15 protein-coding genes are annotated in these 12,303 nt (G+C 31.3%); 14 read left to right on the forward strand and 1 reads right to left on the reverse strand.

The window, feature by feature from the left end:
- The 14 genes from A9G36_RS00275 to A9G36_RS10335 form a co-directional block, all read left to right on the forward strand.
- Positions 1–457 (forward strand): DUF2345 domain-containing protein (locus tag A9G36_RS00275; protein ID WP_141670590.1); only part of this gene is annotated, 457 nt, incomplete at its 5' end.
- An 11-nt stretch (positions 458–468) separates the two neighbouring features.
- Complete coding sequence (locus A9G36_RS00280) at positions 469–3,867, forward strand: hypothetical protein (RefSeq protein ID WP_065585235.1); 3,399 nt, start codon at positions 469–471, stop codon at positions 3,865–3,867.
- Position 3,868: 1 nt separating this feature from the next.
- On the forward strand, positions 3,869–4,942 hold the full coding sequence (locus A9G36_RS00285) for a hypothetical protein (RefSeq protein WP_065585236.1): 1,074 nt from the start codon (positions 3,869–3,871) through the stop codon (positions 4,940–4,942).
- A gap of 278 nt (positions 4,943–5,220) precedes the next feature.
- A complete protein-coding gene (locus A9G36_RS00290; RefSeq protein ID WP_065585237.1) occupies positions 5,221–5,424 on the forward strand; it encodes a hypothetical protein in 204 nt (67 codons plus the stop codon).
- A gap of 15 nt (positions 5,425–5,439) precedes the next feature.
- The gene (locus A9G36_RS00295) at positions 5,440–5,775 is read left to right on the forward strand and encodes a glycoside hydrolase family protein (protein WP_065585238.1); all 336 of its coding nucleotides are present in this window, start codon (positions 5,440–5,442) and stop codon (positions 5,773–5,775) included.
- 389 nt (positions 5,776–6,164) lie between these two features.
- Entirely contained in the window at positions 6,165–6,902 is a 738-nt protein-coding gene (locus tag A9G36_RS00305; RefSeq protein WP_065585240.1) for a hypothetical protein, read from the forward strand.
- 38 nt (positions 6,903–6,940) lie between these two features.
- A complete protein-coding gene (locus A9G36_RS00310) occupies positions 6,941–7,231 on the forward strand; it encodes a hypothetical protein (protein ID WP_065585241.1) in 291 nt (96 codons plus the stop codon).
- Positions 7,232–7,595: 364 nt separating this feature from the next.
- Positions 7,596–8,078: a hypothetical protein gene (locus tag A9G36_RS00315; protein WP_065585242.1), complete on the forward strand. Its 483-nt coding sequence runs from the start codon at positions 7,596–7,598 to the stop codon at positions 8,076–8,078.
- A gap of 64 nt (positions 8,079–8,142) precedes the next feature.
- Positions 8,143–8,298, forward strand: a complete 156-nt coding sequence (locus tag A9G36_RS09950) for a hypothetical protein (protein ID WP_176700999.1) — start codon at positions 8,143–8,145, stop codon at positions 8,296–8,298.
- Positions 8,291–9,628 (forward strand): hypothetical protein, encoded by a 1,338-nt coding sequence (locus A9G36_RS00320; protein ID WP_065585243.1) that lies wholly within the window; start codon positions 8,291–8,293, stop codon positions 9,626–9,628. The genes A9G36_RS09950 and A9G36_RS00320 overlap by 8 nt, the downstream gene beginning before the upstream one ends.
- Positions 9,629–9,638: 10 nt before the next feature.
- The gene (locus A9G36_RS00325; protein ID WP_065585244.1) at positions 9,639–9,875 is read left to right on the forward strand and encodes a hypothetical protein; all 237 of its coding nucleotides are present in this window, start codon (positions 9,639–9,641) and stop codon (positions 9,873–9,875) included.
- Positions 9,859–10,290, forward strand: a complete 432-nt coding sequence (locus tag A9G36_RS00330) for a hypothetical protein (protein WP_065569335.1) — start codon at positions 9,859–9,861, stop codon at positions 10,288–10,290. The genes A9G36_RS00325 and A9G36_RS00330 overlap by 17 nt, the downstream gene beginning before the upstream one ends.
- 491 nt (positions 10,291–10,781) lie before the next feature.
- Positions 10,782–11,537 carry a hypothetical protein gene (locus A9G36_RS00335; protein ID WP_065585245.1) on the forward strand — a complete coding sequence of 252 codons (756 nt, stop codon included), beginning with the start codon at positions 10,782–10,784 and terminating at the stop codon, positions 11,535–11,537.
- Positions 11,521–11,652 carry a hypothetical protein gene (locus A9G36_RS10335; protein ID WP_255305541.1) on the forward strand — a complete coding sequence of 44 codons (132 nt, stop codon included), beginning with the start codon at positions 11,521–11,523 and terminating at the stop codon, positions 11,650–11,652. The genes A9G36_RS00335 and A9G36_RS10335 overlap by 17 nt, the downstream gene beginning before the upstream one ends.
- A gap of 287 nt (positions 11,653–11,939) precedes the next feature.
- On the opposite strand, the gene A9G36_RS00340 is transcribed toward A9G36_RS10335, so the two are convergent.
- The coding region (locus tag A9G36_RS00340; RefSeq protein ID WP_141670591.1) for an integrase core domain-containing protein at positions 11,940–12,303 on the reverse strand (364 nt) is incomplete at its 5' end.

Below are 12,303 nucleotides of genomic sequence, written 5' to 3' on the forward strand. Positions count from 1 at the left end.
ACTCTCCACCGGCAACAGCGTTACTTTAACCAGTGAAAACCAAACTGACATTGCCGCCTTAAAAAACCTTACCCTCTCATCGGGCGAAGCGATGGGCTTATTTGCCCACAAATCAGGCATGAAACTGTTTGCCAACCAAGGCGATATTGTGGTGCAAGCCCAAAACGCCAACCTCAACATGGCCGCCAAGCAGGATATAAAAATTGACAGTGTCGATGGTGAACTAATCATAACCGCCAGTGAAAAAATCACCTTAATGTGTGGCGGTTCATATATAAAAATCAGCGAAGAAGGCATTGAACTGGGCACACAGGATAATGTTTATTTTAAATGTAATGTCATGCAAAAGATGGGAGCGGCGAGTATAGAAAATAACACAAATAGCTTCTTGAAAAGTGATGTTGACATCGCGCTTACAAGATTAATAAATAGTGAACATATCGATTTTTCAGGATAAAGGTATAAACAATGGCACTAACACCAATTAAAAAATGGAAATATCCCGTTATTGTAAATGAAAAACAACAAGTAAGCGCTAATGCTTATTATACAGCATTAATGTCGGCATCTAGAGGGTTTTATCCTGTTAGTATAAACAAACAGGTACATGGTGGAATTCATTTCGATCATAATGTTCTTAAGGAATTAGGTGATGTAAAAGTACGTAAAGTGCATTGCATTGCTGATGGTGAAGTTATAGCTTATCGGGTTAATGATCATTATCAAAAAGTTGATTATGTTGAAAAAGTTAGTTTTTTCTCAACGGGTTTTGTTTTGGTTAGACACCTATTGGAAATGGATCGTATAGAAGAAGTCGCTGAGGCAGAAAGCAATACCCCAACGAATAACAACACAACGCAAGCATCAGAAACAACGACTAAGGCAGCTCAAACATCTAGTGCTACTACAAATCCAACTACAGATACCTCAACGCCATCAAATGAAGCGTCAACCACGGAAGCAGCAGAATCTAAAAAAGAAAAACAGCCGGGACATCGTCTTTATTTTTACAGTTTGTATATGCATCTGGCTGATACTCAATATTACGATGATAACCCAGAAGAACCAGTACCAGCATTTTGGGAGCGCGATATTTATCGCGTTAAAAGTAATAAGGCATTAGATTTTGTAACAGGGGTAAATATTCGAAAGACACCAGATAGTTCAAAGAGTACTAATATTTTAGCTGTATTACAATCGGGTACCAAAGTGAATTTAAATCTTGATTTACATGAACAAGATTATAAATGGTATGCTGTTTCGTCTTTAGTGGAAGGGTATTGTTCGATACCTAAATTAACACCTTATGATTATAAGGGAAATAAAATTATCGGTTGGATTTACAATCAGACTAAAAAACCACTCACTGTTCCGATAGTTGAAATAACTGGAAAAGATAGCAATTTCGCCAAATCCAGAGGGATAAGAATAAGGGATGAGAATAAAAAAAATATTATTTCCATGCTACCTGAAGGTACTCAAATTAAAATATCCGGTACCAAAAAACCGAAAAATTTTGTTGAATTAATCGAAGTGATTCGAGATGGAAACCCCACTATTCCTTTACCAGCAGGGAAAAAATACGTTTATTTTGATTGTCTTGAAAATATAATTAGAGGTAAAAAATATAATGAGGTTGTGGTATTAGATAAACCTTTTCCAATTGTAGCAGGTGATTTAGTTGGGCATATTGGTCATAATCAAGATAAGGCGATTGATAAAAAAAAAGATAAAGAGGGGAATTATATTGATATAGAAACCCTACCGCTTGCACAAGGTATGAAAGGGAGCGAATTTCAACCGAATTTACATGTTGAGTGTTTTACCTGTGAAGACTTACCAAAGTACATTAGCCAAACTCAAGCAGAGGCGAGAAAACTAGCCGATGAAGATAAAACACTATTAGCTATATCAAAAGGCGTTAAAGTATTGACACTACCAAGTCAAGCAGACACAACCGTTGGAACACCACTTAAAGGCACTAAAATAAAAGTGCTAAGTAAAGAAACCAATATAAACTGGTTACAAATAGAAATTAAAACCTCTGCAACAGACAAAAAAACATTATGGATTGAAAATACGCAGGAGATAGCCAAAAAAGCAAAATCTAATGGTGAAATTAAATTAGCTACAAATACAGCGGCATGGAGCAAACACCCCTTACAAGCAAGCCAATTAACGAGCAGCAATTATAATATTGGCACAGCACTACTACTTGATATGAGAGATAATAAGGTTAAAACAAGAAATAATCGAGCGGTGGATGAGCAAGATACGTTATGGATACAAATAGAAAAAGTACTTGACGATAAAAATACCACTATATCGTCAAGTTGGCTATCAACCAAAAGCGAAGGCGTGAAGAAAGTGAGTTGCTGGGATTGGTTTGATTTTAAGCAAATTAAAGAAAATGCCAGTCTGAAAGAAATTTACCTTAGTGCTAAAAAAACCTTAAGCAGAAATAAGGATAATGCATCACTAGAACAATACACGCCAACAATAAAAGAGACATTAACACTATTAGACCAACAATACAGTGCTAACTCACCAAAATATGCGATGATAACAACGGACAGTTTTAAAGGGCTTATTGCTAAGCCGGTATTAGCCACGGCACTTAGTCGCATGTTAATCCATTATGAAAGTGAATGGTATGGCAAGCTTGATTCAGAAGGCAAATTGCCAAAATGGGAAACGTTAAATAGTGAAATGACAGAAAATGCTAGCAATGTATTGGATTATTTAAATGAAGGAAATGAAGCAAAACTTGATGCTTATATCAACACGCTAGAAACAAGCAAACAAAAGTCAGTAAAAAAAGGGATTGAAGCGCTAAGAAGAAAAATTGAAACGTTTCCAAAAGACTACAAAAGTAATCCAAAGCAGAAGCTGAACCAAGAACAAATTAAAATTTATGCACAAGTGCAGAAATTAGAACAACAAGTCATGGTTTGGGACAAAACCAAAGAGAAAATTAAGAAAATGTTATGGTGGGATGATGTCGCTAAAGGCTTAGCTAAGTTGAATCAACCCAAAGGCACGTCTCCAGAAAATGGCGAGACAACCAATACCACAACCACCCCAACAGACTCAGCTCCACCAGCCACGCTTAGCGCTGATGGTAGGGCGTGGTTTATTCATCCGGTAGCATTATTTAATTTTGTTTCATGGAAAGATTTGATAGATGTTAAAAGTTTCCTTACCAAATACGAAAGTGAACATAAAAATTTTAAAGCAAATGAGAAGGATGTCGTTCCAGACTTTAATCAAAAATCAAAAGATACTCTTCGAGGGATCATTAAAAGAATAAATCTGTTTTACAAAAAGTATGATAAATTCAAACCAAATATTTACCATGTATCTTATATGTTAGCGACAGCCCGTTGGGAAGCTACGTGGGGAAGTGATTTTTTCTGCGCACTGGAAGAACGTTCAGGCAGTTTAGGAAAAGCATATTTTAATAAATATGATCCTGTATTAGCAAGCAATGAATCCTTAAAAAAAAGGGCTAAGAACAATGGAAATACAGAAGAGGGGGATGGTTATAAATATCGTGGTCGAGGTTTAGTTCATTTAACGTGGAAAAATAATTATAAAAAAGCGAGTGATTATTTTGGTATTGATTTTGTTGATCAACCCGATAAAGCAGCAGAACTTGATTATGCCGTGCCAATAATGATTTGGGGGATGATGAAAGGGATTTTTACTGGTGGTAAATTGCCAAGGTATATCTATAAAAGCCATATTAATTACAAAGCAGCAAGAGCAGTAATAAATGGAAGTGATAGTGCTGATAATATAGCCTTTTTTGCGAAGCTATTTGAATCAATCCTTCGAAAGACATCAAATTTAACTGAGGAATTTTAGAATGAGAAAAATAATATTATTGATATTAGTGATGATAATCAGTAATGTCAGTTATGCAAAGCTGTCTTGTTCAAATAAATCATTTATAGAAAATAAACAATTTAACATTAATTCTAAAGTTTATAAATTTATATCTTACTTTTGTGAGGATAAAAATAATGATGAGGAAGAATTTTTTTCAAAACCAGCCATGCTAGAAGTACAGGCAGAAAACATCAATAAATTATATAAAAATGTAATTGGAATATGGGGAATGCTGAATATTGAATTGGAAGCATGGAATGATAAGCCTGCATTTCATTACTTTATGCCAGCTACGGAATCTATTGAAGCAGATATACCTATTATGATTAAAAATAATGAGTTAATGGTTCAATGTGTATATATTAACCAAAGATTGAAAAATTTTATGGAAGCAAAATATTCTTATTGTGGCGATCAACAAATTATCGAAGATGGATTCGGTGAAGATGCAATTTTAAATTTATTTCCTGAGTTTTACTTATACAGCATATACCATAACATATACTTTCCTGAAACTAATAAATATTTATCTGACAAACAATTTGATGCTTTTATTGGTAAAATAGATGATATCAATTTTTATCGACGTTATTCATCACTCAATGATTACTTTTTAAATAAATTTATAGTTATTATGGTGAATAAGGAAAAAGAATACCATTTTAAAGAATCAAAAATTTACCAACGAATATTGGGTAAAACAAAATCTGAGGGAATTATTGGATTAGATATTATTGATGCAAAAGGGAATATTACTTTTTATGATAAAAAGATATTATTAGAACTATTAAATAAATCTACCATAAAACCCAATATCAAGTCTTATATTCAACAAGAAAAAATCAATCTTTATAATAACCCCAATGAAAATGAGCCAGAAAGTATGTATTTAGTACAAAACGATTTTGTCAAAATTCTAGATGTAATTTGGGATAAAGACCAATATTCTAATGTCTGGTTTAAGGTAAGCTATATCAGTAAAAAGCACGGAGAAATAATAAAATGGATTAAAGGGTATGCTTTTAATCCTTGGAATTATGGTGAAGGGTGATGGTTACAAATATTGAAATAAGGGTACCTTTTTATTGTTACAGCCAAATCCAAAATTGGTTTAGATGAATTGCTTAAAAACAACAAGTTATTCAACAAAATAAGATCTAGAGTTGATGGGTGGGAAAATGGTAAGTAAAAGGTAGTTGTGTTAAATATAATAATGAAATCAATTATGAAAATGCATATAACTTAGTCATCCCAGCAGACAACACCCCACCAGCCACAGCCACCCTTAGCGCTGACGGCAGGACGTGGTTTATTCATCTCGTTACTATTATGCAGCTTGCTGATTATAAAGAAATCAAATTTAGTAAAAAAGGAATTACATTTCTAAAAAAATGGGAAGGATTAAGGTTGAAGCCGTATGATGTTCAAACAGGTAAAACTATTACAAATTATACTAAAGGAGCTACTATTGGTATTGGGCATTTAATCAAATCATCTGAAGAATTTGAACTATATAAAAATGGTATAGATTAAGCCACAGCAGAAAAATTGCTTTCTGATGATTTAAATTTAAAAGGATATATTAAGGTTGTTTCTGAAAATATAAAAATAACGCTTCATCAATATGAATTTGATGCTTTAGTTGCTTTTTCTTTTAATATTGGTATTGGGGGATTTAAGAATTCAACTGTAGTAAAAATGATAAATAATCCAAAAGGATCTTATACTTATAATTCATTAGAGGAAGCATGGTTATCTTGGAGTAACTCCCAAGGAAAATTTAATCAAGGCGTTAATAATCGAAGACGTTCGGAATATTATTTATTTAAAAATAATAAATATACTACATATAGTCATTTGGATGGAGAATATAAAGAAATATGAAAATAATTTTCATTATGATGTCATTACTATCTTTTGTTTGTTTAGCTAATGATTTTAATCATTCTTGTCTGTATACAACTAAATATAACTCTTTAAAATATAATATTAAAATATCCTATTGTTGCGAAGAGGGGGAATTAGACTGTAAAAATGTTTATTATGAAGGAACGAGAAAGAAGGATCAGCTATATATATTTTTAAAAGGGGAAACTATAAATCATTATTCATCTCATCGCTTATTAGGGTATCAATTTCAAAACAATGATTATTATTACATTATTCGAGATAATCAATTAAGTATATATAAAAATAACAAGTTATTACAGAATCAGGAGCTAGAAGAATTAGATGATTAATGTAAATTAAATAATTAAATATTATTCAATAATATGCAATTAGTAAAAATATCAATATTATTTTTTTATTTCCTAACGACACATTCATATGGAAGTATAGAATTTAATAAAATAAAACAATCAATTTATCATTGTTTTGATAATAGTTCTGATTGTCAACATATTAAAGTACCCATTGAGTTGAATGATGAAATTGATGAGTCAATCTTATCAATTGACAAATTTTTGGGTCAAAATTATTTATTGATGACATTAAAATATAATTCTACACCTAATAAGTGTTATTCGCTTTATGAAATAAAAAATCATATTATTCAAACTAAAGAGAAACAAATTTTAAGCGATGGTTCTCAGTTATGTGATTATAAGAAAACCAATGATCAATTAATTAATCGTTTTCTTGATGGAGGGAAGTGGTATGAAAAACTTTATAAAGAAAAGGAGAAATATTATCAAATAATATTAGAAGATCAATGTATTGATTGTGATATGGTGCAGCGTAAAATTTATAATAAAAATTTAAATTATTTATTGGTGACAAATGAGCATAATCTTTTTGATAGAAAACCAATAATTAAAAAGATAGCTGTTAACCAGGCTTATTTATATGATGATGCTTTGGAAAAATCAAAAACTAAAATGTATTTAATTGAAGATGACAAGGTAGAATTATTACAGTACCGAGACGATTTTTATCAAATCCGATATTTAACTAAAACCCAGAAGTTAATTGTTAAATGGGTTCATTCTTCGGCTTTACAAGCACATTAATTTGACTATGTAAGAATAATATCTGAACAAATCAAAAAATGTTATGGTGGGATGATGTCGCTAAAGGTTTATCTAAACTGAATCACCCCAAAGACACGCCTTCAGCTACTCTTAGCGCTAATGGCAAGGCTTGGTTTATTCATCCAGTTGAAATGATAACTTCATTTTATAAAAACATTAATAATAAATTAAAAACATCACAAGCAGGATTAAATTTTATTTATTTAGCAGAAGCTCGAAAAAATGTTTCTAATAAATTGCACTGGCCGGGACAAGGAAGTGGTATTACTTTAGGTCCTGGATATGATATGAAAGAAATCTGGAGGTAAAGTTTTAGAAGGTTTAAAAAGAAGAAGAGAAAAAGAACGAGAAATATTTGAAAAAGGCATATATGCGACTAAAATTTATTAAGGAAAAAATATGTTTCGTAATTTTTATATACTAATTGGGCTGCTTTTTTCATTCTCAATAAAAGCAGATTTAAATAATTGGGTAGTATCTAAAGTATATGTTAGCGATGCAGCGTACACAAAAAAAGTATCTTATGATGATCCAATTTATCTTAATAGAATACTTCAATAGGAAGAAAATGCTATTAAAACAAATATATATTCTGGTGATCAGATAGAAAATTGTTTAAATTATAAGGTAAATAAATTTGCTGTTAATTTTGACGACATTCTGAATAAGAAAATGGCAAAAAATAATAATGAAATATTAACTTCTAAATCTTTTGACATCGATATAAAACGATCAATAAACCAAATAAATATTTTTTGCCCTAATATTAATAAAATGTGGACACTTTTCGAAAAAAATGCTGACGAATATTTAATAATAAATACATATGATTCAATTTTAGAAATAAAGAGAATAAAACATCAGAATATTGAACCAAGTTTTTCTTGCTTAATAGCCAAAAAATTATCGGAAAAACTAATCTGTCAAAATGTTTATCTTTCAGGATTGGACAGAAGTATTCATGACATTTACTACGCTATAAAAAAATATTATGACTACAATAATGATCTGAAAGAGTTTAAAGAAATTTATAATAATCAAAGAAAATTTATTCAAAAAAGAGATTTTTGTAAGGATGAAAATTGTTTAATGGATATTATGTATCAACATGCTTATGAGTTACATGAATATATGCCATTAGTTACGCCTTACTAATTGCCAATTTAATTCTAATGATATTCAAGATTTTGTTGCTAATCCAGATTTATTAATAAGTTCAATGCAATATGGAATAGAATCAGCTTTTATATTTTGCTTTACTAAAACAGGTAGCCACAATCGAAATATAAATCGTTTTGTTAAATTAAAAGATCTTGCTAAATCAGGTACGGTGCAAGAGGTAACTCAGCTCGTTAATGGTGGTCAGAATGGATAATTTAATATATCTTGGTGTAAAAATGGAGACACCGGCATGGAGTAAGCACCCATTACAAGATAGTCAATTAACTAGTAGCAAACTGATTACTGACACACCGCTCTTACTTAATATGAGTGATAATAATATTAAAGCAAGAATAAATCGAGCCGTGGATGATAAAGAGACTTTATGGATTCAAATAGAAAGACCGCTCAACGAGATAACAATTTCGTCAGGTTGGATATCAACCAATAGCGAAGGTGTAAAGAAAGTGAGTTGCTGGGATTGGTTTGATTTTAAACAAATTAAAGAAAATGCCAGTCTGAAAGAAATTTATCTTAGTGCTAAAAAAACCTTAAGCAGAAATAAGGATAATGCCTCACTTGAACAATACCCGCCAACAATAAAAGAGACATTAACACTATTAGACCAACAATACAGTGCTAACTCACCAAAATATGCGATGATAACAACGGACAGCTTTAAAGGGCTTATTGATAAGCCGGTATTAGCCTCGGCTCTTAGTCGCATATTAATCAATTATGAAAGTGAATGGTATGGCAAAGTTGACTCAGAAGGAAAATTGCCCAAATGGGAAGCGTTAAATAGTGAAATGACAGAAAATGCCAACAATGTACTGAATTATTTAACTAAAGGAGATGAAGCAAAACTTGATGCTTATATCAACACACTAGAAACAAGCAAACAACAGTCAGTAAAAAAAGGGATTGAAGAGCTAAAAAGAAAAATTGACCGATTCCCAAAAGACTACAAAAGCAATCCAAAGCAGAAGTTGACCCAAGGACAAATTGAAATTCATGAAAAAGTGCAAAAATTAGAACAAAAGGTCATGGATTGGGAAAAAAGTAAAGAGAAAATCAAGAAAATGTTATGGTGGGATGATGTCGCTAAAGGCTTAGCGAAGCTAAATCAAACAAATGGCACACAACCAGAAAATACCAACACAACTGATACCAAAGCCACTCCAACAGACGCTACCCCACCTGCCGCACTTAGTGCTGATGGTAAGGCATGGTTTATTCATCCGCTGGCTATGGTGAGTTATTTTAATGAGGAAATTAATCTTATAAGAAATTATACTCTAGAAAATGCAGAACTTGCTTTAAGGGCTATATACGAAAAGTATGGTAAGGATATGGCAATAATAATTGAAAGAATGTATCGTTCTGAAACTGCACATTTTAAATCTTTACAATATAAGAAGACAGGAACAGGAGGAATGGAGTCTTTTGGTTATCCTCCATATTATGGCTGGGATAAAGAGTTCTTTTTATTAAATCCAAATTATACTCAATTATACTCCTATAGGAACTACACATTTATTTGAAAATGTTGGATTGAGCAAGCAGGGAGGAAATGCTCAAATAAAAGATAGACCTAAAGAGTTTATAATTTTCCCTTCTGTGTTAGCTGCAATGGAGTATTTAGTTTTTTATATTAATAAATATAATGGTAATTATGCTCGTTGGCATTCGACAAATTCTGCTGTTCAAGAAGCTTATAAAAATATATTAAATAAAATTATTCCAAGAATTGTTAATAAAATAGAGGAAGAAAATGCAAAAGAAAATTAAAGTTCCAATAATATTTGTTTTACAAATTTTGATAATTTTAAGCGTAACATGTAATGCAAATGCAAAATTGAACGATTGTGTATCCATTTTTGAAGAAATGCTTAAAACTAGTGATTTTCTTCCAGAAGTAACATCAAGGAAAAACTTACTTATCGATTTATATGATATTTCAGTCAATGATGATTCAATTTTTTTCAAAGTCTATGACTCTGATACTGAAAAAAATAAAAATAGAGGTGTGTTGGCTGTATTAGGTTGGGTAAAATACAACTATAAAAGAAAAAGCATGGAAAATATTACATATGATGAATTAAATCCAGTTAAAGTTATTTATAACAAAGAGTTAGAAATAAAATTTAATCAATGTTTGGATTTTCATAAAATAAATATAAAAGATCTTGCTACTTCAGAATAAATAATGGTGTAGGAAAACATTGAGTTGTTTACACTTGTAGAAGCTCAAACTTAATATGGTTGGAATGGCAACACATCTTCAAACAAAGGCATATTAGAAGTACATGCCAAAAATTTCAATAAATCATTTAAAAGAGTAATAGGAATAGAGGGAATTAAAGGTATTGATTTTCGTACATGGAATAACAAGATCCTATCTTCAATTTTGTGTATTTGCCAGCTAGAGATGATGGATAATTTTGTCACCAAATAAACGACCCTGTAAATGATGCCGATCATTTTATTTCCATACGTGCTGATGGTGCTGTAAATTATTTTGCTTCAGGTTCCCCATGTAATCTATCCCAACACATCGGGTAGCGAAATTGTTGCACTTAGTAAGGAATTAGCGAAAGTGCAAAATAGAGCAGGTAACATATTTGGTTAATGGCGGATACAATCATTTGAATGAACGTATTGAATATACAAACAGATTAAAAGAGATTTTGGGTTATGAGGAATGTATTAATAAAATTTAAATCTATATTCGCTATCTATTTAATTATTTTTTCCGTGACCGTATATGCTGAAAAATTGATATTTAATATTGACCACAAGTTGGTTAATAAAGCAATTTTTGATACGGAAAATAACAGAGATTTTATTGCACTTTATCATAATGATAATTTGATCACAAAGATACCAAGTTTTGATGAGGATGGTGGTAATCGCTTTGAAAAAATATTAAGCCGTTATGATGAAAATAATTTAATAAGAATTGTGACTTCTTTTCCTGACAGAGGGTTCTTTAAGATTTATTATGATATCGAATTAAATAAACGTACTAATTTATATACACTTAATAAAGTAAGCTTTGAGATACAGCAATGGTCATCAGATGAAGAATTTATAGCAAAATATTGTTCTCATCAAACCAATATTAGTTTGGATAAATTAACTAAAAACGATGACTTATTTAAAAAAGTAAGACCTAGAGTTGATGGATGGGAAAATGGTAAAGTAAAAGGGAGTTGTGTTGAAACGCATACTCAAATCAATTATGACGATGCATATTCTTTAGTCATGAAATCTTATTTATACAATAAACCTGAAGTTAATGAACAAACAAAAATGTATTTAGTGAAAGGTGATATAGTTCATTTATTGGAGCAGAATAATACATTTTATTATATTGAGTATAATACCACTAAAAATAAAGTCATAAAAAAATGGCTTCATTGTTCAGCTATTGATGCTTGTGTTTATTGATAAAAACGATAAACAATATAGGGGATTTTTAGCTGTAGGTGACGAAGCAAAATTTGATGCATACTTAAGCCGTGTAGGTAAAGCAAAGGACTCCCCTGAAGCGAAAGGATTTTAAACACTAAAACGAGAAATATGCCGTTTTCCTGCTGATTATCAACAATCGCTATCGGAAAAGTTGACTAAAGAGCAGTTTGAATCTTATGCCAAAATGGAAGCGTTAGAAAAACAAGTAACAGCTTGAGAAAAGACCAAAGAGAAAATCAAGGAAATGTTATGGGGGATGATGTCGCTAAATATTTATCTAAACTGAATCAACCCAAAGACACGTCTCCAGAAAATAGCGAGACAACCAATACCACAACTGTAAATGCCCCAAACTTAGTACACAACTCACGTAGAAAATTAAGCTGCTTGTTTTAATATTTTATATTTGAGTGGTGTCATGTTATTTAACGCCTCATGCGGTCTTTCGGTATTATAAATGGTGAGCCATTCTTCGGTTATTCTCCTTGCTTGCGCTAGGTTGTTAAAAAGATATAAATCTAACACTTCAGTTCGATAAGTCCGGTTAAATCGTTCAATGTAACCATTTTGATAAGGGCTACCGGGCTTTATATAATCAATGGCTATATCATGTGATTTAGCCCAGTTTATAAAGGTTTTTCCTGTAAATTCTGGTCCATTATCTACTCGTATTTTTAATGGATATCCATGATATTCGGCCAGTTTATCTAAGTAACGGGTAATCCTTCCTGCTGGTAAGCTT

This window comes from Gilliamella sp. Choc6-1, from assembly GCF_001690385.1.
Taxonomy (GTDB): domain Bacteria; phylum Pseudomonadota; class Gammaproteobacteria; order Enterobacterales; family Orbaceae; genus Gilliamella; species Gilliamella apicola_A.